Origin of the sequence: Halapricum salinum (genome assembly GCF_004799665.1) — an archaeon.
In the GTDB taxonomy this organism is placed as follows: domain Archaea; phylum Halobacteriota; class Halobacteria; order Halobacteriales; family Haloarculaceae; genus Halapricum; species Halapricum salinum.
The window spans coordinates 1,622,889-1,643,671 of the sequence record NZ_CP031310.1 but is presented as its reverse complement, the minus strand read 5'-3'; the positions used below and the strand labels follow the sequence as shown (position 1 = coordinate 1,643,671).

The 20,783-nt window shown below is 65.2% G+C and carries 26 protein-coding genes; 7 read left to right on the top strand and 19 right to left on the bottom strand.

Annotated elements, in window-relative coordinates:
* Window positions 1–53: 53 nt before the first annotated feature.
* The 7 genes from DV733_RS08320 to DV733_RS08295 form a co-directional block, all read right to left on the bottom strand.
* Window positions 54–404 carry a helix-turn-helix transcriptional regulator gene (locus DV733_RS08320; RefSeq protein WP_049995134.1) on the bottom strand — a complete coding sequence of 117 codons (351 nt, stop codon included), beginning with the start codon at window positions 402–404 and terminating at the stop codon, window positions 54–56.
* Between the two features lie 69 nt (window positions 405–473).
* Window positions 474–1,223 (bottom strand): NRDE family protein, encoded by a 750-nt coding sequence (locus DV733_RS08315; protein ID WP_049995135.1) that lies wholly within the window; start codon window positions 1,221–1,223, stop codon window positions 474–476.
* Window positions 1,224–1,296: 73 nt separating this feature from the next.
* The gene (locus DV733_RS08310) at window positions 1,297–1,692 is read right to left on the bottom strand and encodes a winged helix-turn-helix domain-containing protein (RefSeq protein ID WP_049995136.1); all 396 of its coding nucleotides are present in this window, start codon (window positions 1,690–1,692) and stop codon (window positions 1,297–1,299) included.
* An 85-nt stretch (window positions 1,693–1,777) separates the two neighbouring features.
* Window positions 1,778–2,419 carry a helix-turn-helix domain-containing protein gene (locus DV733_RS08305; protein ID WP_049995137.1) on the bottom strand — a complete coding sequence of 214 codons (642 nt, stop codon included), beginning with the start codon at window positions 2,417–2,419 and terminating at the stop codon, window positions 1,778–1,780.
* A gap of 48 nt (window positions 2,420–2,467) precedes the next feature.
* Complete coding sequence (locus DV733_RS08300; protein WP_049995138.1) at window positions 2,468–2,929, bottom strand: pyridoxamine 5'-phosphate oxidase family protein; 462 nt, start codon at window positions 2,927–2,929, stop codon at window positions 2,468–2,470.
* Window positions 2,930–3,025: 96 nt separating this feature from the next.
* Entirely contained in the window at window positions 3,026–3,196 is a 171-nt protein-coding gene (locus DV733_RS17325; protein WP_170178698.1) for a DUF7560 family zinc ribbon protein, read from the bottom strand.
* A 182-nt stretch (window positions 3,197–3,378) separates the two neighbouring features.
* Complete coding sequence (locus DV733_RS08295) at window positions 3,379–4,428, bottom strand: FAD-binding oxidoreductase (protein ID WP_049995139.1); 1,050 nt, start codon at window positions 4,426–4,428, stop codon at window positions 3,379–3,381.
* 74 nt (window positions 4,429–4,502) lie between these two features.
* On the opposite strand from DV733_RS08295, the gene DV733_RS08290 reads away from it, so the two are divergent.
* Genes DV733_RS08290 through DV733_RS08280 form a run of 3 tightly spaced genes read left to right on the top strand, consistent with a single transcriptional unit; the run spans window position 4,503 to window position 6,625 of the window.
* Window positions 4,503–5,009: a metal-dependent hydrolase gene (locus DV733_RS08290; protein WP_049995140.1), complete on the top strand. Its 507-nt coding sequence runs from the start codon at window positions 4,503–4,505 to the stop codon at window positions 5,007–5,009.
* A 39-nt stretch (window positions 5,010–5,048) separates the two neighbouring features.
* Window positions 5,049–5,786, top strand: coding sequence for a protein-L-isoaspartate O-methyltransferase family protein (locus DV733_RS08285; protein ID WP_049995141.1), 738 nt, complete (start codon window positions 5,049–5,051; stop codon window positions 5,784–5,786).
* 23 nt (window positions 5,787–5,809) lie between these two features.
* Window positions 5,810–6,625, top strand: a complete 816-nt coding sequence (locus DV733_RS08280) for an aminoglycoside N(3)-acetyltransferase (protein WP_049995142.1) — start codon at window positions 5,810–5,812, stop codon at window positions 6,623–6,625.
* 12 nt (window positions 6,626–6,637) lie between these two features.
* Here the strand turns inward: DV733_RS08280 and DV733_RS08275 are convergent, their stop codons facing one another.
* Window positions 6,638–7,120, bottom strand: a complete 483-nt coding sequence (locus DV733_RS08275) for a hypothetical protein (protein WP_049995143.1) — start codon at window positions 7,118–7,120, stop codon at window positions 6,638–6,640.
* Window positions 7,121–7,165: 45 nt separating this feature from the next.
* Window positions 7,166–7,960 (bottom strand): DUF2797 domain-containing protein, encoded by a 795-nt coding sequence (locus tag DV733_RS08270; RefSeq protein ID WP_049995144.1) that lies wholly within the window; start codon window positions 7,958–7,960, stop codon window positions 7,166–7,168.
* A 74-nt stretch (window positions 7,961–8,034) separates the two neighbouring features.
* Here DV733_RS08270 and DV733_RS08265 point away from each other — a divergent pair, with 74 nt between their 5' ends.
* The 3 genes from DV733_RS08265 (at window position 8,035) to DV733_RS08255 (ending at window position 9,687) form a co-directional block, all read left to right on the top strand.
* Complete coding sequence (locus DV733_RS08265; RefSeq protein WP_049995145.1) at window positions 8,035–8,367, top strand: BsuPI-related putative proteinase inhibitor; 333 nt, start codon at window positions 8,035–8,037, stop codon at window positions 8,365–8,367.
* A 44-nt stretch (window positions 8,368–8,411) separates the two neighbouring features.
* On the top strand, window positions 8,412–9,065 hold the full coding sequence (locus tag DV733_RS08260) for a DsbA family protein (RefSeq protein ID WP_049995146.1): 654 nt from the start codon (window positions 8,412–8,414) through the stop codon (window positions 9,063–9,065).
* Between the two features lie 61 nt (window positions 9,066–9,126).
* Window positions 9,127–9,687 (top strand): tRNA (cytidine(56)-2'-O)-methyltransferase, encoded by a 561-nt coding sequence (locus DV733_RS08255; RefSeq protein ID WP_049995359.1) that lies wholly within the window; start codon window positions 9,127–9,129, stop codon window positions 9,685–9,687.
* Between the two features lie 670 nt (window positions 9,688–10,357).
* On the opposite strand, the gene DV733_RS08250 is transcribed toward DV733_RS08255, so the two are convergent.
* On the bottom strand, window positions 10,358–11,095 hold the full coding sequence (locus DV733_RS08250) for a ThuA domain-containing protein (protein WP_049995147.1): 738 nt from the start codon (window positions 11,093–11,095) through the stop codon (window positions 10,358–10,360).
* A gap of 78 nt (window positions 11,096–11,173) precedes the next feature.
* Here DV733_RS08250 and artA point away from each other — a divergent pair, with 78 nt between their 5' ends.
* Window positions 11,174–12,064 carry an archaeosortase A gene (gene artA / locus DV733_RS08245; protein WP_161569343.1) on the top strand — a complete coding sequence of 297 codons (891 nt, stop codon included), beginning with the start codon at window positions 11,174–11,176 and terminating at the stop codon, window positions 12,062–12,064.
* On the opposite strand, the gene DV733_RS17670 is transcribed toward artA, so the two are convergent.
* From DV733_RS17670 to DV733_RS08205, 9 genes are all read right to left on the bottom strand, one after another.
* Window positions 12,042–13,613 carry a PKD domain-containing protein gene (locus tag DV733_RS17670; RefSeq protein ID WP_079979538.1) on the bottom strand — a complete coding sequence of 524 codons (1,572 nt, stop codon included), beginning with the start codon at window positions 13,611–13,613 and terminating at the stop codon, window positions 12,042–12,044. The two genes, artA and DV733_RS17670, sit on opposite strands and share 23 nt — an antisense overlap.
* A complete protein-coding gene (locus tag DV733_RS08235; RefSeq protein WP_049995150.1) occupies window positions 13,610–16,771 on the bottom strand; it encodes a beta strand repeat-containing protein in 3,162 nt (1,053 codons plus the stop codon). Before DV733_RS08235 ends, DV733_RS17670 begins: the two co-directional genes overlap by 4 nt.
* Window positions 16,772–16,835: 64 nt before the next feature.
* Entirely contained in the window at window positions 16,836–17,417 is a 582-nt protein-coding gene (locus tag DV733_RS08230; RefSeq protein ID WP_049995151.1) for a DUF2150 family protein, read from the bottom strand.
* 668 nt (window positions 17,418–18,085) lie between these two features.
* On the bottom strand, window positions 18,086–18,934 hold the full coding sequence (locus DV733_RS08225) for a TatD family hydrolase (RefSeq protein WP_049995152.1): 849 nt from the start codon (window positions 18,932–18,934) through the stop codon (window positions 18,086–18,088).
* A gap of 41 nt (window positions 18,935–18,975) precedes the next feature.
* Complete coding sequence (locus DV733_RS08220) at window positions 18,976–19,446, bottom strand: phage tail protein (protein ID WP_049995153.1); 471 nt, start codon at window positions 19,444–19,446, stop codon at window positions 18,976–18,978.
* 29 nt (window positions 19,447–19,475) lie between these two features.
* Window positions 19,476–19,700 carry a DUF6760 family protein gene (locus DV733_RS08215; RefSeq protein WP_079979540.1) on the bottom strand — a complete coding sequence of 75 codons (225 nt, stop codon included), beginning with the start codon at window positions 19,698–19,700 and terminating at the stop codon, window positions 19,476–19,478.
* Entirely contained in the window at window positions 19,697–20,233 is a 537-nt protein-coding gene (locus DV733_RS08210) for a hypothetical protein (protein ID WP_049995154.1), read from the bottom strand. The genes DV733_RS08215 and DV733_RS08210 overlap by 4 nt, the downstream gene beginning before the upstream one ends.
* On the bottom strand, window positions 20,230–20,370 hold the full coding sequence (locus tag DV733_RS17090) for a hypothetical protein (RefSeq protein WP_154019542.1): 141 nt from the start codon (window positions 20,368–20,370) through the stop codon (window positions 20,230–20,232). The genes DV733_RS08210 and DV733_RS17090 overlap by 4 nt, the downstream gene beginning before the upstream one ends.
* Window positions 20,367–20,780, bottom strand: coding sequence for a phage tail protein (locus DV733_RS08205; protein WP_202594308.1), 414 nt, complete (start codon window positions 20,778–20,780; stop codon window positions 20,367–20,369). Before DV733_RS08205 ends, DV733_RS17090 begins: the two co-directional genes overlap by 4 nt.
* Window positions 20,781–20,783 lie beyond the last annotated feature (3 nt).

Genomic DNA, 20,783 nt, shown 5'->3' with positions numbered 1-20,783 from the left:
CGAGGGGCTATTCGACGGTTTCGAACTGCGGTAGAATCTGGGGTTCGAGCGCGTTACTCCTGGTAGGCGAGGTTCATTACCCACTGGGTGAACGCGTCGCTCTGTGGGTTGATCTCCTCGTCACCGATAAACGGCGAGAGCATGTCGCCGGCCATCAGCAGCGAGAATTCGAGGTCCCGTGCGGTCGGCGAGAGATGGTAGGTGTTGTGACCGTTGTAGACGGTCTCTTCGCGGTCGATCATCTCCTTCTCGACGAGCGACTCGACGATCCGACTCCCCTTGCGGGAACTGACGTCCAGCTCCTTCCAGAAATCGCTCTGGTGGATCCCCCCTGTCTCCCGGACGAGTTCCAACCCCGCAAGCTCCTCCTCCGAGAGATCCTCCTCGGTGACTGACGTACTCATATCAATGCATGGCGTCCGAACTCGCTTAAACCTGACTTTCGACCGGGTCGGCGGCGTCCCGGTCGACCGTCACAGATCGCTCTCGACACGACTGTAGTCGGTCTCACACGGCGGCCCGTCGGCGTAGCGATACTCGATCCCGTCCGCACTGATCGAAACGAGCGAGGACGAGCGCGTCCCGAAGCCGTCGCCGTGGATACAGACGCCGAATTCGTGGTCGCGGATGGTTCCCGCCGCGCGGTCGAGCCAGGCCGCCGCGTCTTCGCCGGGTTCGGGCTGAAGCACCGTCTGCAGGCGGTCGACGTTCTCGGCCTGCCGCTCTGCGGCGTCTCGGAGTCGCGGCGGTTCCTCGGGGATCTCGTAGTGGCCGTCCGCACCAGTGTTGCCGACGACGTGGACACCGGGATCGAAATTGCGGATCTGGACCCGTTCGTCGTACTCCAGAAAGAGCGCCGAGTTCGCGTCCGCGACGGCGAGGTTGAACCCCTCGTAGACGCGCTCGTCGAGATCGCGCTCGACGTATCTGACCGCCTCTTCTGCACTGCCCTGTTCGAGACACTCTCTGACCAGCAGGCCGCGAGAGCGATCACCGACGCGCTGCTGGCCGGTCCAGCGGTTCGTGATCGCGACGAACACTCCCTGGTCGTTGACGCCGATCCACGTCCCACCCGCGTCCTCGTCGCGAGGAGCGAGGATCCGCGGCCCGTCGCCGAACGTCTCGGGCGGTCTCGACGGTCGGTCGAACGCCTCGTCACGGTTGGCCGCGGCGACCAGCGACGCGTCGGCGAAGACCTGCCAGGCGAAGACGAGCGTACACACGTCTCTCCATAGGGGTGGCTTGACCCTAAAACTCGCGGCGACGGACGGGGGGTTGAAACTGGTGTCGAGAGCCTCAATCGGAATTCGCGGGCATCATCCCGCGCGGCGCGGGCGTCTGGGACCGCCGTTTCGACAGCGAGAGCGACAGTCCACAGTCGTCCAGCGTGAGGTGGACGTCCTCGACAAGGCGGGCGTACTCGCTGGTGTGCGATCCCGACCGCGAAATGCGCGTCCGTTCTTCGAGGAGGCCGGCGTCAGTGAGGTCGTCGACCTTCCGGTAGGCCGTCGAGAGTGCGAGCTCGCACTGCTCGGAGAGTTCGCCGGCAGTCAGCGCCTCGTCGCCGGTCGCGTCGAGAATCGCGCGGCAGTCCGGGTCGTCCAGCGCGTCGAGGACGTCCTGGATCGATTGCTCGGCCTCGATGGTCGTCGAATCACGACTCGCCGTCAGCGACTGGGGGGCGTAGGGCATCAGTACCCGTTCCTACACCCGGATGGCCAATCTGCCCACTACCCGGATACGCGGGTAGGTTTAAATACCGCCCTCGAACGAGGGACTAGGGACCGCGTTCGAGGACGTCTTCGATGAGTTTCGTCTCCGCGGCCGCCAGGTGCTGGCTGAACGTCGACCGGTCGATCTCCAGGGCGGCGGCGATCTCGGTCGCGTTGGCCCGTCGCGGTCGCTCGAAGTACCCCATCTCGTAGGCTCGTTCGAGAGTTTCGAGCTGACGATCGGTGAGTCTGCCGCGGTCGACGTAGACGCTGTCTGTCTCTTCGGTGTCGGTCGGCGAGCGGACGAGGCGCTTGATGTCGATATCGGGGAAGTGTTCGCGGAGGTCGCCGACGACGGTCTGGAGCTGTTCGTAGTCGCTGGCGTAGAAGACGAGCGTCAGCGTCTCCTCGCGGACGGCGTAGCGGGCGACGGCGCATTCGAAGTGGCCCAGCCGTGCGCACGGACACGACTCGCCGTGGCCGTGGCGGCAGCGATACCAGTGGGTCGAGCCCCGGGAGAACACCGAGACGACATCGCTGTCGTCAACGTCGAGTGGCTGTGCCGTCGCGAACTCCGTCACGCACCCTGCCTCGCCGGCGACGCTGGTCACGACGTTCGTGACGGCCGTTCCGGCCGCCTGGACGCACGCGGCGATCGGACAGACCGAGGCCGGAAACGCGACCGTGGCACGGATCCCGGACGCCATGCTGTCGGCGACTTGGCCGCGAGCGTACTTGAGTGTGACCGCTGACGATTACTGTGAGACGGAGTCACGATCGAGAAAGATACGGTGACCGCTCAGGGTCTCGGGGTCGAGGCGATAGAGCTCGACGTCGAGATCCGATTTGGCCTGGCCCCAGATCTCGAACAGCGGGCGTTTGGCGTCGCCGTACTGTTCGACGTGCTCGACGGTCAGTTCCTCTCGTGGAATCTCTTCGAGCGTCCCGATAGCGACGACGCTCTCGTAGATCCCGTCGCCCTCCTCGTAGACGACGAGGCGTGCCGGTGCGTCCGAGCGGACGAACTGGCGTTTCTCGCTCTCGGGCGTCGAAACGAGTCGCAGATACAACTGCCGGTCGTCAGCGTCGTAGCCGTAGGAGATCGGGACGGCGTAGGGCTCGTCCCCACGGGCGAGCGAGAGGACGCCGGTCTCGTGGCGGCCGAGCAGGGCGTCGATCTCGTCGCGAGAGAGTTCTGTCTGCTGATCCAAACCCATCTATCTGCCCGTATGAACATGTGCGGCCCATTAATACCTGTCCTTCAAGCGCCCCCGCGAGACCGACTTCGCGCGCGTTTCGGTGCTCGACTGGGACTAGCTCGACGGCGCTGGCGCTTGGGAGAACGCGTCGGCAGTCACCGCCGCCGAACAGACGACACACCCCTTCTCGACGAGCACGTCCCGCATCGAAGCGTTCACTTCGAGTGATTCCGCACACTCCGGGCAGACGAACGTGAACGCCGTTTTTGTGTCACTGCCACTCATTGGTACTTCCTAGTACCACAGAGTTACATAAATAAGGGTCACTGTTTCCGACGCGCTGGGAACGAGCCGTCCCGGCGGTGGCGTTGCGGTACGAGGACTCCCTACGGTCGTCCTCGCTACTCTTCCGCGGGTCGTTCCTCCCGTCTCGGTGTTCGAGACGCCTCGCTCCCCTCGGCGTCTCGCTACCCGAACCCCTCGTACTGCATCGCATCCTCGGGAATCCCAACCGCGCGAGCCGCGTCGACCAGCACCCCGACCATCGCGGTGATCCCGCAGGCGTACAGTTCGACGTTCCCGGGATCGATCCGGGCGTCGATGTCACGTGCTGGCTGGAGGTCGCGGTAGGCGGCCAGCCCCGGCGGCAGGTCGGCCGCCGCCAGCGCGTCGTCGTCGAGATACGCCAGCAGAACTTGCTGAACGTAGTCGGTCTCGCCGTCCCAGTCGGTGAGCAGGGGTTCGCGGGTGAGCGTCGGGACGAAGTGGAAGTGTTCGTGTTCGCGGTCGTAGGCCCGAAACTGCTCGCGGTGAGGGAGGTCGTCCTCCCAGCCACACCCCAAGAATAGCCAGATATCGCGCGGCTCGCCCGCATGTGTGTCCCAGCCCTGCTCGAAGACGTAGTCGATCATACTTTTAAATGGGGCGACACCGGTCCCGGTGGCCATGAACACCATGTCCTCGCCGGAAGGTTCGTCGAGTACCATCTCGCCGTTCGGGCCGCGGACGACGACGCGGTCGCCGACCTCGCTGTGGACGAACAGATCACTCGTCAGTCGGCCGCTGGGCACCCGGCGAATGCAAAATTCCAGTTCGTCTTCGCTGGGTGAATTGGCCAGCGAGTACGCCCGCGGCGTGTCGTGGGCCCGCAGCGTGACGTACTGCCCGGGCGCGAAATCGAGGCGGGAGTCGACGTCGACGCGCATGCGCAACAGCGAGGGGTAGGGCCGTTCGAAGCGCTCGGCCAGCGTCTCGATCTCGGCGATCCGTCGGCGGGAGACACCCGCTTCGCGCAACTCGCTGTAGAGCTTCCCCCAGCGGTAGTCGGCCCCGTTTTCGACGTCGTCGAGCAGTCTCGGAGTTCCAACCGCGCGATCGAGACGCTCGCGGATCGCCGAAAGCACCGCGTCGTTACGGCTCTCGTCCATCGGTTCGACCAGCGTGACCGTCCCCTCGTCGGTCACCAGTGGCAGGCGTGTGGCCTGCTCGTGCTGGCTCAGGTGCCGCGGCACGTCCATGAACTCGGATTCACGGTGGGTCTACGTGAGGCTTGTGGAGACAGGGATTTACGGCCGGCGTCCGAACGAGAGGTGTGTACCGAACCGGCCATCAGGGCGTCAACCTCGTCCTCTTTGCGCCCGTGTTCGCGGCGCTCGCCGCCAGCGGCCGCGTCGTCCTCGGCGCCGTCGGCGTCGGGATCGTCTTTCTGACCGCGTCGATGCCCGATATCGATATCAAACTCCCCGTCGTCGCCCACCGCGGAATCACGCACACCGTCTGGGCCGCGGCGGCGGTCGGCCTCGCGGTCGTCGGCCCCGTCTACTACTTCCGGGAACCGATCGTCTCGGCGGCCCCGGATCTGGGTGCCTACTCGCCGCTGACGTTGGCGGCGTACGTCGGCGGCTGCCTCTCGTTCTCGATCCTGGGCCACCTGGTCGGGGACCTCCTGACGCCGATGGGAATCAGGCCGTTCCAACCGCTTTCGGACCGGTCGTTCTCGCTGTCGCTGTGGACGGCCGACTCGATCGCCAACAAGGCGCTGTTCGGCGTCGGCGTGGTCTCCATCGCCGGAACGGTCTATCTCCTCGCCGGCGTGTAGTGGCGCGCAATTCATTACCGTCGGGCCGAAAATCGTGGTATGGATCTGGCGGTGCTGCGCGGCGACATGGTCGACAGCCTCGAACACGAGAGCAAGGGCTGTCTCACCGACGAGCGCGTCTCGCTGGCGATGCGGGAGGTCCCACGTCACGAGTTCGTCGACGCGGAGCAGGGTGCCTACGCCGACCGAGCGTTCGAGAGCCACGGGACTCGCGTCCTCGCGCCCTCGACCGCCGCGCGCCTGCTGGACGCGCTCGCGCCCGAGCCAGACGAACGCGCGCTGGTCGTCGGCTCCGGTGTGGGCTACACTACGGCTGTCGTCGCCGAGGTCGTCGGTGCCGCCGAGACACACGCCATCGACATCGATCGCCGGCTCGTCTACGAGGCGCGCTCGAACCTCTCGAAGGCGGGCTACGAGGAGGTGCTCGTCGACCGCGGTGACGGGGCCGACGGCCTCCCCGCCTACGCCCCCTACGACTGCATTCTCGTCGAGGCCGCCGCCATCGAACCGCCGCGGGCACTGCTCGATCAACTGGCCGAAGACGGCCGGCTCGTCCTGCCACTCGGTGGCGGCGAGCAGACCCTCTCGGTCGTCGCGAAAGACCGCTCGATCGAGCGCCACGGAACGGTCGCCTTCCAGCCGCTGCTGGTCGACGGCGAGTCGCCGAGCTCGATCGAGCGCAACCGGATGCACCGCGAGGATCAGGAGTTCGCCCGCAAGCACGCCGAATCCCGGGCCGGCTGGGAGCAGGAATGGATCGACTGGGATGGCATTTAGTCGCTGGGTCGTGAGGGACAAATATGGGCGACCGAGAACTCGTCGAACGCACTGCCGAGCCGGTGACGACCGAGCAGATCGTCGCAGACCTCCGAGACCTCGGTGTCGAAGCCGGTGACACGCTCCTCGTCCACTCGTCGCTGACTGCGGTCGGCTGGACCGTCGGCGGCGCGCAGGCCGTCGTCGAGGGACTTCAGCAGACAGTCACCGAGTCGGGGTCGGTCGTCGTCCCGACTCACACCGCGCAGTACACCGATCCCGGCGGCTGGTCGAACCCGCCCGTGCCCGAGGACTGGTACGAGACTGTCAGAAGAGAGCGACCGGCCTACCGACCCGACGTGACCCCGAGCTACGGCGTCGGCGCGATTCCGGAGTGTCTCCGCACGTATCCCGAGGCCGTCCGGAGTCGCCACCCCGTGTTCTCGTTTGCGGCGTGGGGCACCGACGCCGACGCGATCGTTTCGGGCCACAGCTTCGACGACGGACTGGGCGAGAACTCACCACTACGTGAGGTCTACGATCGCGGCGGATCGGTCCTGTTACTCGGCGTCGGCCACGAAGTGAACACCTCGGCACATCTCGCGGAATATCGTGCGGACATCGCGACCGAACGGACCGAGAACACGGTCCCGATCCTGCAGGACGGCGAGCGGACGATGCTCACCTACACGGATATCGAGACGAGCACCGAGGACTTCGAGGAGCTCGGCGCGGACTTCACAGAGGAGGTCGGAGTGCAGCGAGGGACCGTCGGCGAGGCCGAGGCGACGGTGCTCGATCAGCCGTCGCTGGTGGACTTCGCGGTGGAGTGGTTCGAGGAGAATCGAGAACGCGTCTAGGATCGATCGCCGTCAGTCTTCGAGCGCGTCGGCGATCCGGTCGACCGAGCGCCGGAGGTCGTGGACCTCGTCGCGGAGCTTGCGCATCTCTCGGACCATCTCTTCGTTGCCGCTTTCCTCTTCCTCACGACCGCGACCGCCGGGGCCGCCAGGGCCGCCGCCCATGCCGCCGGGACCGCCGCCGCCCATCATGCCGCCCATCATCTGTGCGAAGGGGTTGCCCCCGCCCATGCCGCCGGGGCCGCCGCCACCGCCGCCCATCATCTCTTTCATGCGCTCTTCGCGGCTCATCTCGCCCTCTTCGCCTTCCTCGCGCTGCTCGGCGCGTTCCTGGCGGATCTCCTCGACGCGCTCGCGGAAGGACTTGCCCTCGCTATCGTCGCCCGCTTCCTCGTCGGTGGGGTCGGATGCGCGTGGCGTGTTCCGTGGCGAGGGGACGTCGTCTTCTTCCTCGGCACTGGACTGTTCGGGCTGCTCCTCGGAGTCGTCTGCCATGGCTCGGGATTCGCGTGGCGGCCGGAAAAGGATTGTCTTAGGGCATCACTGGAATGCACCGAGACTCGACTGCAACTGTCGGGACGAGGCTTCCCGGGACACCTCGTAGCCCACCAGATCGCGCATGTTCACGGCGTAGGTGCTCCCGTTGCGCTCGAGCACGAGCACTCGGCCCTGCGTACCGCGGACGGAGCCGGTCGCCAGCGTCTCGGCGACCGGGCGTTCGGCGAGGTCGAAGCCGTACTCGAATTCGAACGTGTCGATCGGGTCGAAATCGGCGAGGAGGTCGCTCCAGGCGCTCTCGTCGACGGGCTCGTGGATGCCGTCGATCTTCGTCGGGACGCGGACGCGGTCGCCGATATCGGTCGCGATCTCGGCCTCGATCTGGCGGGCGACACGGCCGTCGGCGACGGTTCGGAGGTGGGCTGCCCGGTCGGCCCCCTGCTCGCGCAGTCGGGTGTCGAGTCGCCACGACCGGGTGACGCCGACCTTGAACGTCGCCGGCGCGAACGCTGCCAGGTAGATCGCGTGGTCCTCCCGACAGCTTTCGAGTGGGAGATCGCAATTTCCGGTACACCGCGCACAGGGCCAGCGGTCGGTGTGCTGGTCACAGTACGGTGCCGTGGAGCGATCGCAGGCGAGATGGCGGGCGCCGTCGGGGGCCGCCGTCCGTTCGCTCGCTCCCGAGTAGTCGATCGTCCCGGCACAGTGGCGCTCGCCCAACGTGAGCGCGAGGTCGGTCCCCGGCGTCAGGGGTTCCCGCTGGAGAGTGCCGTCGCTGGCCAGGACGAGTGCGGGTCCGCCGTCGGGGACGCCCGTGTCGTAGCCGACGATCTGCACACCCTTCCTACTGGGCTGGCGGATTTGGTCCTTACCATCCCAACCCTGAGGTGGCGACCCGCCGAAGTCGGGATATGACGCTGGACTGTACGCTCTCGGTCGAGCAGGCCGACGGGGAGCTCTCGATCACGCTCACGGCGACGAACACAGGTTCGGAGCCGGTCGAGCTGACGTTCTCGGACGGACAGACGATCGAAGCCGTTGCCGAACACGGCAGCCAGGAGATCTGGCGCTACAGCGAGGGGCGGATGTTCACCCAGGCGTTGCGGACGGAGAGGCTGGCTCCCGACGAGCGGCTGGTCGAGTCGGTCACCTGGAGTCAACCGCCGGCAGGCGGGTACGACGTTCGGGCGTGGCTGTGTGCGAACGGGGTCGACTGCGGGGCGACAGCGGCGGTCAGCCCCTGAGAACGAACGGTTCGTTTATCCAGTTCCGAAACCCACGGGCACGTATGAGAGACTACGAGGCGACAGGCAGATCGACACGACGGCGGTTCCTGGCCGGGACGGCGGTCGCGGGCGCGATCGGACTGGCCGGCTGTGGGAACCTGGGCGGCACGGACGTCGACAAGACGACGGTCCCACCTGACGTCGAGACGCTCCCGACGCCGGTACTCGGCGACCCCGACGCCGACGTGACCGTGATGGCCTTCGAAGACTACGTCTGTGGCCACTGTGCCAGCTACGTCACCGAGACGTTCCCGGAGCTGCTGACCGAGTACATCGAACCCGGGACGATCCGCTACGAACACCACGACTTCCCCCTCCCGCTGAGCGACGAGTCCTGGCGTGCGCCCAACGCCGCCCGTGCCGTTCAGGACACCGTGGGTGTAGAGGCCTACTGGGAGTACTCCACGGCGCTGTACGCAAACCAGAACGATCTCGGTCCCGACCTCTACGAGACGCTGGCCGAGCAGGTCGGTGCCGACCCCGAAACCGTTCGGACGGCGGCTGTCGAAGAGGAGTACGACGCGACGGTGGTGGCAGACAGGGGGTACGGCCGGAGTCTCGACGTCGACTCGACGCCGACGATCTTCGTCGACGGATCCATGGTCCAGGGTTACGGCTACGACACGGTCGCCCAGGCCATCGACGACGCGCTGTAGGGAGCGACTGGACGGTTGGCGATCCGAAAGCGGCTAACCCGCACGGGATGTGGAATCGAGTATGCAAGAGGAACCCGAGGTCGTCGTCCTCCGGCTTGGCCACCGGCCGGGCCGGGACGAACGGATGACGACCCACGTCGGGCTCACCGCGCGGGCACTGGGGGCCGACAAGCTCGTGCTGGAGGACGTCGCGTCGGGCCGCAAGGAGACTGTGACGGACATCACCGATCGCTTCGGCGGCCCCTTCGAGGTCGAAGTCACGGACGAAGTGATGGGCCGGATTCGCTCGTGGGACGGCCCGATCGTCCACCTGACGATGTATGGCGAGCCCGTCCAGAAGGTCGAAGACGAGATTCGAGCCGCACATCGAGAGGGGGCGCTGCTCGTGGTCGTGGGTGCCGAGAAGATCCCTTTCGAGGTGTACGAGCACGCGGATTTCAACGTGGGTGTGACGAACCAGCCCCACTCGGAGATTGCCGCGCTGGCAGTGTTTCTGGACCGACTGTTCGAGGGTCGGGAACTGGATCGGGAGTGGGAAGACGCCGATCAGGTGGTCGTTCCGCAGGAAGCTGGGAAGAAGGTTGTCGACCCGGACGAACTAGACAACCCGTCTGAACTGTAACTGCTGGAAACGACATCTCCTCGAAAGCCCTCGCCTTTGGGGCCGCTTCCGTATAGGGATACTCACTAGGGTACGGTGTGCCTGGAGGATACAACGAGCAGGGAAAGCCCTCGACTCGTCGGGGCTCCGGGCACCGAAAGACTCGCTACGCTCGTCTTTCGAGGTCACGCTCGCTATCGCTCGCGTGACACTCGCTGCGCTCCTCGCTTCGCTCCGGTGCTTACTTCGTCCGGGAACCGCCGAGCCAAGTCTCGCCCTTTCATCCACCAGGGAATGCAACCGCCATATTGCGACCCCACACCTCCCCGGTGACGGCGCGATTTGCGCCGTCACACGCTTCCTGACCGCCCCACTGTGGCCGGGAGACCGTTTCATCGGTCGACTCGGGGAAGGGCAGGCTTGCTGTGCGGGTGCCGTTGCGGTAGATGCCTGGCGGATGAAAGGGCGAGTCTCGCTGGGGCCGTAGGGGAGTCGCTGAGGTGGCCCTATTCGAGCGAAGCGAGAATATCCATCTCAGCGGCCCCGAGCGAGGCGAGGGCTTTCCCTGCTTGTCATCTCCGGTTCCCGAGACAGTTCCTAGCCAGCGAGGCGAGGGTTTTCCCTGCTCGTTGGTGTCATAGTCTCCGAATCCTAGCCAGCGAGCTGAGAGGAAAACGGCGAAAATCGATTCCTAGGGATCGTAGCCGTCGATCTCCTCGGCGGGCTCACCCACGTTCCGACACTCTGTCGGATACGGACTCCCCTCCACAGGCGCGGCCCACTCGGCAGCGTTCCGCAGCACGGTCTGAATCTCGTCCTGATGGTAGACTGGGTACGTTTCGTGTCCAGGCCGGAAGTAGAAGATCTTCCCGTTCCCACGGCGGTAACAACACCCCGAGCGGAACACCTCGCCGCCCTCGAACCAGGAGACGAACACGAGTCGATCGGGCTCGGGCACGGTGAAGGGCTCACCGTACATCTCGGCTTCGGGCACGACGAAGGTCTCGGGCAGGCCGTTCGTGATGGGGTGGCCGGGATCGATCACGTGCACGCGTTCGCGCTCTTCGGCCTCCCGATAGGTGAGGTCGGCGGGCATGCCCAGGAGCTTTCGGAACGGTTTCGAGTGATGACCCGAGTGCAGCACCACGAGACCCATTCCCTCGCGGACGTGCCGAGCGACGCGCTCGGCGATCTCGTCCTGGACCTCGTCGTGGGCGATGTGGCCCCACCAGAACAGGACATCCGTCTCTTCAAGGACGTCCTCGGTCAGACCGTGTTCCGGTTCCTGTAGGGTCGCCGTGTGAGTGTCGTGGCCCGCCTCGGCCAGCACGCTGGCGACGTGTTCGTGAATACCGTCGGGGTACAACTCGGCGACCTGCTCGTCTTCTTTCTCGTGGACGTACTCGTTCCAGACAGTAACAGTGGACATGGGTCGGCGTTCGAGTCGGGGACGGCTAAATCACCCGATCGAGCAACATTGATGTGTGGCCCTCGCGCACCACGGAATGTGACACTGATACGCCCGGTTTCGGCGATGGATCTCGTCTTTCTCGCCAGCGTGGCAGCGCTGTCGGTGTCGGTGCTGGCCCGTCGGTTGGACTACGCCGAGTTCGCGCGGGCGTGTGCCGTCGTCGGCTGGTCGGCCTTCGCAAGCTTCTGGGCGGTCACGGCCGCCGCGTACCTCGGGGACAGTCGCTACGTCCTCGGGTCGGTCAGCCTCGTCACCGCCGCCCTCTCGGGCTACGGTATCCGACTCTCGGCCGACCGAATCGAGCCACACGCCAGCCTGACGACCGTCTTCACGGTCATGGGGTTGCTGTTCGTCCCCTACCAGTTTCTCGACCCCGTCTTCATGCTCGTCGTCCAGACGGTCACGACCCACACCGCCGTCCTGCTCTCGACGCTCGGGTTCGAGCCGGTGATCGTCGCGGGGTCGGCGGGCCCAGCGACTGCGATCATCTTCGAGAGTCATCCCTGGATCGTCTACAACATCGTCTCGGCGTGTACGGGCTTCGGCGCGATCGCGCTGTTCGCTGGCCTGTTCGCTATCGGCGGCCGGTCACTGAGAGCGCGAATACGGGGCGCGGTCGGCGTCGGCGCACTGATCTACGCGCTGAACCTCCTGCGGACGGTCGTCGTCGGCGGGTCGATCCCCAGCGAGGTCTTCGCCGGGACGAAGGTGCTGGTCACACCCCTGTTCGGCGTCGATCGACCGGCGCTAGTCTCGTTTTACTTCGCCGAGTACGTCTTCGCCCAGACACTCGTCGTCCTCGTCCTGCTGGGGGTGTACCTGCTGGTTGTCCGCCGATTCCCAGATATCCAGACGCGCGTCGACGCGTTGCTCTCGGCGGCCCGGACGGACGCCGACGCCCTGCTCACTCGCCTCGACGACGCCTGAGCCAGCCGCCGACCAGGACGGCCACGACCACGACCGCCGCTCCGAAGCCGGGACTCGACACCTCGACCTGATAGTCGACCGTCTGCGTGGTCGTCTCGGTCTGTCCGTCGTCGTCTTCGACTTCGAGTTCGATCGTCGACTGGCCGTTCTCACCGACGATGTCGAATCTCGTTACCGGATCGGTCGTCTCCTCGAGGAAGACCGGGCCGAACAGACCGTCGGTGTACCAGCGATAAGTCAGGTTTCCACCGTCGGGATCGAACGAGTCACTGGCGTTGACGATCACCTCGTTCCCGTCGCGAGTCGTCGTGAACGTCGCCACCGGCGGCGCGTAGACGGTCAGCGTCTCGCTCGTCGCAGTCGTCACGCCGTCGTCGTCGGTCACGGTCAGCGTGGCCGTGTACTGCCCGCCGTCGCTGTAGATGTGGGTGACGGTCTCGCCGGTTGCGTCGGTCGCGCCGTCGCCGTCGAAGTCCCACTCATAACTGGCGATCGCGCCGTTGGGGTCGCTCGACGCGCTGGCGTCGAAGATGATCTGTTCGCCCGCCTGTGGCTGGTCGGGCGTGTACGTGAACGCCGCCGTCGGCGGGTCGTTGATCTCGATAGTCGAAGTGGCCGTATCCGTCGCCCCGAACTCGTCGGTGACCGTCAGCGTGAGGTCGTAGCTCCCACCGTCGGGATAGGTGTGCTCGACCACGGGATCGGTCGTCTCGGTCGTCGTCCCGTCACCGAAGTCCCAGGTGTAGTTGGCGATCGCCCCGTCGTCGGTCGACCCGCCCGCGTTGAACGTACAGTCCTGCTCGGTACAGTCGACCGTCACGGCTGCGCTCGGCGGACTGTTGACCAGCAGCGTCTTCGTTTTCGTCCGGGTCGCGCCGTCGTCGTCGGTCACGCGCACCCGCGCCTCGTACTCCCCGGGCGAGAGGTAGGTGTGATTCACCACGGGATCGGCCGTTTCGGTCGTGGTCCCGTCACCGAACGTCCAGGTGTAGTTCGCGACCGTACCATCGGGATCGCTCGACGCGCTCGCGTCGAAGGTGACCTGCTCGCCCGTTCCCGGTTTCGAGGGCGCATAGTCGAAGCGGGCCGTCGGTCGCTCGTTCGTCTCGGGCGGGACCGCCAGCCGTTCGTCGTAGAGGACGGTGTTCGAGGGCCCGTGGGTGATCGAGAGTCGTGCCTGATCGACCGCGAGGTCGTGACTCCGGTTCCAGCGTTCCCCACCGGCGAACTGTGACGGATCGGTCCCGCTGATCTCGGCGAACGAGTCGAGACCGTAGCGCCACTCCTCGCCGTCCTGGCGGACGATCACCGTCACCGCGCTCGCGTCGAGATTGTCGCCGCCTTCGTGGACCAGCACGAGATCGGTGTAGGTCGCCGAGACGTTGATCTCGACTAACGGCCCGTCGTCGGCCTGGTCGCTGACGCTCCCGATGACGACGACGCCGACGATGATCGCAAACAGGGCGAACACGCCCACGAGCAAGGTGACACCCACCACTTCGGACTGGGCGCGGTCGGACGGTCCCGGTTCCAGAGAGTGGCAAGTCATTGCTGTTCGAGGTAAAACACCTGCTCGGTCCCGTCACTCAGCACGAACGTCACGACGACGTCGGCGTCAGCCGCCGAGTTCGTGAACTGCAATGGATTGGTGCCACCGTTGTCAAGGCGCTGGGCGAAGGCACGCATGTCCACCGTCGGTCGATCGCCCGAATTGAGAACGGCGTACTGCCCCGCGGTATTTCCGTTGCTGTCGGTCTGGAGATCGTATCGCGTCCCGTCGGCCAGGAAGTCCTTGGGGTTGGAGTTCCGGCCGGCCTCGCCGTCCTGTTGCCCGCCGCGGATCTCGACTTCCAGGGAGTTGCCGTTGTTGATGGTATTTCCGGGAGTGATCGCCGTCGCGTCGACGGCGAACTGCTCGATCGTCACCTGCTGGGAGCCGGTGTTGTCGAACGTGAACTCGAGGACGGTGTTGCTTCGCTGGACGGCGTCGGGCTGGAGGGTCTGCTGGACCGTGACCGTCGACGTGTCGGCGTTGTCGGCGCTCGCGACACGAACGGCGACGTCACCCGCGTCGCCAGTCGCCGTCGTCCATTGGAGTGTTGTCGACTGAGAAGCCCCGGGGGCGAGCGTCACCTGCTGGCTGTCAGCCAGCGTGTTCGCAGTCCCGTCACCGGTGTCGTCGTAGTACAACTCGATGGTCTGGGTGTCTCCGGCGTTACCAGTGTTGTCGATCGTCGCGTCCACCTGGACAGTCTCTCCCTCAGTGACGGGACTGTTGGTGCTATCGATCGTCACCGCGAATCCGGGTGGCGTAACTACGTCGTACGTCGCCCCGCGCACGTCCGCGTCGCCACGACTGAACGCGACGGTGTAGCTCCCCGTCGAACCGCTGGCCGTCGAGACGCTCGTGAGATCGATCGCCACGGTGTCGCCGGCACTGACACCACCCGACGGAGCCGTGTAGACCAGCGTCGTGTTCGTCACCGTCTGCTGTTCGAACGACAGCGATCCCGTGGTCACGTCGCTCCCGGACGCGAACGACCTGCCGGCGTTCGAGTAATCGACTGCCGATTGAGGATCGGACAATTCGACGACGACGACCTCGCCGGCCGGCAAGCGCGTCTGTGGCGTGAACGAGACCGTCTGGGCCTGGCCGCTACTGTCGGCCGTCAGGTTCGTCGCGGAGACGCTCGACAGCCGCGAGGTTCCGGCGTCCGGCGCGACGACGAACGAAGCGTTCGTCGAGGCCGCGTCGGTCCGGTTGATCACGACATCGTAGGGATCAGTCTGGACGCCCGGCTTGCCGACACCGATCCCCGTGAGCCTGAGTTCGATCGGTGTGCCGGCGGTCAGGTTCGCACTGAAATCGACGCGAACTATCGCGTTGTCCTCGTTGTTCCAGGTATTGGTGTTCCCGATCGTCGCCGCGCCGCCGCCGTCACGAACGAGGACGGCGTTCGGTCCGTTGTAGTCGACCTGCGTCGGCCCGGTCTGCTGTGGGTCGCTGAGGTTGACGTACACCGACTCGCTCGCGGGGATGTCCGAACTCGGGACGAGCGTGACGTTCTGCTCCTGGCTGACGCCGTAGGCCGGCATCGACGTCGCACGGACGAACTCGAAGCCGCCACCGCCAGTCGTGACGTTCTCGACCACCAACTCCAACCGGTCGCCGCTACCGCCACCGCTGGCGTAGACGGTCACGGTCCCGTTTGCTTTCGGCGTGAAGACCGTCGACGCCTGCCCGTTCCCGTCGGTCGTGTCGGAACTCGGCGTCACCGATCCCACGGTCCGGTTGTTGACTGCGTACTCGATCTGCGCTCTGTCGGCAGTCGGCCCCGTGTCGCTGGTCAGGGTGACGCTCGTCGTCTCGCTGGCGTTGACGGTACAGACGCTGTCGGGATCGTTGGCTTGCTGGCAGGTCACACCCGACTGTGTCGGATCCGTCCAGTAGACGTCGAAGGCCTCGCTATCGCCGGCCAGCCCGCTCCCGTCGCTGTTGTCGACGCGCACCGGCAGGGTGACGTTGACCGCCGTCGAGCCGTTGAACGTCGAACTGTTGACGGCACTCGAAAGAGAGGTGTTGAGGCTCACCTGCACGTAGTCGGTTCGCTGTGGGGCGTTCGAGATATTCGGCGGAGACTGATACGTCAGCGTCACCGTCCCGTCGCCGTCGCTGGTAGTGTTGGTCGGCGACACCGAGGAGTTGTCCCAGCGCGTCCCGGCGATCACCCGAACGTCCGAGTTCGGATTGTCCAGCGCGTCCCGGACTTCGACCGTGAAGTCGACTTGCCCGCCCTCGGGAACAGTCGGTGTCGACCCCGAACGGCTCGTCAGATATCGTGGTTCGGGTCGGACGACCTCCGTCCCGATCCCGACGCGCGTCACCTGCAGTTCGTAGGTCACGTCCCGTTCGAGCACGACGTGGACCAGGTCGTACTCCGCGTCGGGAATCGCCGTCGTCGTCACGTTCGCGACGTGGTCCTCGCCGTCGAGTAATTCGAGCCAGTCACTCCGGGTCAGCCGCGTCGGCAGCGTGATCGTCACGTTCGAATCCGCCGTCGCGTTCGTGACCGACACCGTCCGACTCGACGTGCTGACCCCGCGAAGGTCCAGTGACACGCTCTCGGATTGACTCGCGTAGTAACTCCCGTTCAGCGTCACCAGCGAGATCCGATCCCCGTCGAGCAACCGCTGGTCGGACACCGTCAGGTTCGCACTCCGGAACTGATTGAACAATACCGAGTTCTCGTACCACGTTACTGGCGCGCCCTGATACTCATTGTACCCCGGGCGGTAGACGAGCGCACCCGTGTTGTAGGATCGATTCGCGCCAGTCCAGAAATCGCCTGTCTCGCCGCTCGCCTCCGCGTTGGCGACCGTCACGTTGACCGACTCGTTCGTCGAGCCGACCGTCCCCAGCGATCCCACTGGCGGCGGCGGATTCAGCGCGATGGTCCGTGAGGGGTAGTTGGTCCCCAGCGTCACCGACACCGACCGCCCGTCACCGATCTGACCGGTCGAGACGATCGCGTTGCGCACGTCGGACAGCTGGTCCTGGACGGTCTGACTGTGTTTGAACTCGATCTCGCTGTTCTGTTGGGGGACGACCGTCGCCTGGTAGACCGAAAACGTCAGCACTACCGCGCCGAGCAACAGCACGGCTCCGATCTGGATCGCCTGCCCGCGACGGTCGTCCCGTAGCTGCATCGAGCCTATATCTCCGCCCGACACGCAAAAAGGTGACCGCCCGGTTCTCAGAACTCGAACTCGACTACTCGTCGTCCTCTTCGACGACTTCCGGATCGCTCAGAGCCGTCTGCAAGCTGTCGAGTCCGTTGACCCACTCGGCGACCAGCCCGAACTCCAGATCCTCGGCGGCGTCGCGGTCGAGTTCCTCGCCGTCGATAATCCGCGTCCCGGCCTGGGCACAGTAACCAAGCGCCGCGTCCAGATCCTCCTCGGCTTCGGCCTCGCTCGCGGCCTCGATATATTCGCTGACCGTTCCCTCTTCGGCGACTCCGCCGACGATGTACTCCTCGGCCGCATAGAAGACACAGACCAGCGACGTCTGGACGCCGTCGATCAACATCAGTTTCTCCTCGTCGTCGATGTCGATCTCCGAAAGGACCGTCTCGCGGATGTCCGCCAGCTCGTCGAGCGCGGTCTCCTCCTCGAGTTCGCTGTCGTCGTAATCGGTGATGATCTTCGCGACGGCGATGGCGGTGTCGTCCTGCAGATTCAACAGCAGGCGCGCCGAATCCTCGTCTTCGGGATCGATGTCTTCTTCCTCGATCCGGTCGATCCAGTTCTGCCAGCGTTCCTCGGTGTAGTATTCCCCCGGCGGTGTGCTCATGTCATTGCTGTTCGTGCCTCGGGGGATATGGTTTTCGTTGCTCCGATGTCCTGGCCAGGAATTGGCAACGATTCCGTCGCTACTCCTTTGAGAGTCCGCACCACGCTGGCTAGGAAACTGAGAGGATACCACTGCTACTTCTTCGAAAGTCCTCACCACGCTAGCAATCACTGCGCACGATACCTCCTCGAAAGCCCTCCAAGGCACACCGCATTATTGTAGCCCCACACTCGCGGGTCGCTTCGCTCACGGCTGCGCCGTTCGCATTCGAGGCCCTCACTTCGTTCGCGCCTCGCTCTCCCCGCTCGTTCATTCGGAGACGTTCCCTTCGGTCACGTCTCCCGCACCTCCCCGGTCGCGCGGCGGACGCCGCGCGACACGCTTCCTGAACGCCCCGCGGTGGCCGAGAGGGCCTTCTATGGCCCGACCCGGGGAAGGGCAGGCCTGCGATTGTAGTATGGAGCCTGGCGGATCGAAAGGGCGAGACTCGTCTGGCGACGCAGTGGAGTCGCTGAGCAGGCCCTATCAAAGCGAACGGAGTGAGCGAAGATATCCTGCTCAGCGACCGCCAGCGAGGCGAGGGCTTTCTCTGGTTGGTAGCGTTGCAGTCTCCAGTTCCTAGCCAGCAAGACGAAGACAGTTCCGAGTCGGTGATCCCGACAGCGTCGTCAATTGCGAGCCAGTGTCGCCTCGGTGTCGATTCCATACACCCGCGCAGGCGTCTCGACGTGCGCGGTCCGAACCGCCTCGTCCCAGCCCTGTTCGAGCATCCAACGCACGCGCTTGGGGACGGTCTTCGGACCCAGCACCGCACCGGGCCGATCGAGATCGTCGATGAAGTCGGTCTCCATCAGGAACGGCTCGTCCTCCGCGACGGCAATCTCCAGTTCGTCCTTGTCCGCGAGCACGCTCTTGATCGGGCCTCGAAGACGGCCCCCGGAGTAGTGCTTGACTACCTGCTCGCACGGCAGTCCTTCGCTCTCGGCCCACTCGGCGACTTCCTCGAAGTCCTCGCCGCCCTCGGTGTGCAACTGGACGGCACACCCGACCTCTCCGGCCAGGTCGAACGCGTAGCGCATGACCTCGTTCGAGGCCTCCCACACCGCCTCCTCGACGTCATAGTGGGGCCGCCCCGACTTGATCGCCAGCGCCGGCCCCGACGCGACGTACTCGGCCGCCACGTCTAACCCCGCTTGCATGATGTCGCGTGCCTCCGCAGGTGTATACCCCCCCTCGACCAACTTCGAGATCAGAGCGGGATGGACGCCAAGCACCGGCCACGCCCGACCGTCAAGCACCTCGCTCGCGTCGTCGACTGCGTCGACTGTCAGATCGAACCCCTCTCTGAATATCTCCTGGTCAGTCGCGACCTCCACGAGATTCCAGGACGGCTTGTTCAGCACCAACAAGTGCGTCCCGCCCATCGACGCGAACGCCTCGGCCGCTTCGGTGTTGCGCCCGTTGACCGGATCGAGATGCAGATGATTGTCCAGCACCGGCGTCTCCTCGATGTTCATAGACGGGTGTCCGAGCGGCGCGAGCAAAAGGGTTGGTTTCGCTACTCGGGCATGCCGGATATCTTCCGAAAGCGCTCGTAGGCCAACTCGACCGTCTCGATCGCCATGCCGTTCTGACCGGTCGTCAGATCCGGGCCGCTCCACTTCACCGGATAGGCGTTGGCGAACTCCCACCCCCAGAGGCTGTCGCCCTGAAAGTCGGATTTCATCTTGACCACGACGGTTCGCTTTTCCAGCGTGCCGCTCATCACCGTCTGGACCCACTCCCAGAACGTCGTGTCCTTGCTCAGGCCGCGCTGCAAGGCGACGTTCGCGTGGGCGAACTGTCCCGGAAGCTGGTGGACGTGATCGTTGACGCCACCCTCCTGGTACTCGACGGTCTGCAACTCCATGTTCACACCCGAGACGTCGCGAAAGCCCGCGACTGTCGAGCCGTTCAACTCCACCAGGAAGTTGTAATCGGCGTACGGACTCTCCTGGCTGGCGTACGGATCGCCTGGATTCGGTGACATACTCTGTTAGTGACTGCCGACAGACGAGATTACGGCTGTGGATTCCGCAGTTCGATCCCGCCACCGGGACCGCGATTCATGCCACCACTGCCGGTCTCGCTGTTTCGTTTCTCGTTGATGCTGCTGATCCGTTCACACCACTGCTGGCGTTCCCAGTGTGGCATCGTCAACACCGTCTCGTGATCCCAGCCGAAGTGGTAGGCGACGAACGCCACCTCCTCGTAGAGACGGTCGGGATCGTACAGCCGGGTCACTCCGGCTGATTTCCCGCACTCACGTCCTCCGCGTCGGCCGCGTCGTCGATCTCACCGCCGTCCGGTGCACCGACGCCCTCGACGCCGCTCATCTCCGCCGCACCGATCCCGGGCGTGTCCATCCCGCCTCCGAGACCGGCCTGGGACTGGCTCGTGTCGACGTGCGCGCCCGTCTCCGCCGAGACCTCGAAGGGGTCGCCGCAGTCCGGACAGGCCGTCTCGACGACGTTCGCACCGCGGTTGTTGACCCGTTCGTACATCGCCTGGAGATACTCCAGGTCGGCGACGAACAGTTCCTCGATTTCGTGTGGACTCACGTTTTCGAGGTCGCCGAGTTCGGTCACGACTCGCGACAGCAGGACGATCGTCAGATACGACTGGTTGGCCTGGACGCGCTGATCCTGCAGCGGCTTGATCTCGTCGGCCGCCGTCGCCAGGCGCATCCGCCCCTCCTTGTGGAGCGTGCCCTCGTCGTCGACGTATCCCCGCGGGAGCGTGAACTCGAACTCCGTCTGCAAGGTCTCGCCGGTCATGGCTGCTCACCGACAGTGATCGCGACTCGTTCGGTCAGACAGCTGTTTCCGGTGTGCAGGACGCCCTCGTCGTCGAGGGCGGCCGCCTCACCCTGCTCGTGTTCGGGAATCGTGAATCGCTCGTTTGCCGGCCTCATACGTCCTTTCGCGTCATCTCGTCGAAGGTGACGATGTACGTCTCCGTCGCGATGTTGCCCTGCCCGGCGCCGGTGTTCGACTGCAGCGTCGGCGGCTGGTACTCCTTTGGCCAGGCGTTGGTGAACTCCCAGCGGAGGTGGGACTCGCCGGTCTCGTCCTGCAGGATGACGGCGACGCTCTTGCGTGCCTTGTCGAGTTTCCCCTCGTCGACCTCCTTGCGCCACTTGTAGAGGTCGCCGTTCTCCTTTTTCGCCCCGCGCTCCATGATCAGGTCGTCGTAGGAGTTTTTTCCCCACAGACGCTTGTGATGGGCCGGGTCGTTCCCCTCTCGGTACTCGATCTGTTCGGTCCGCTTCGAGGGAATCTCGACGCGCTGGAACCCACCGATGGTGATCCCGTCGAGTTCCACCTT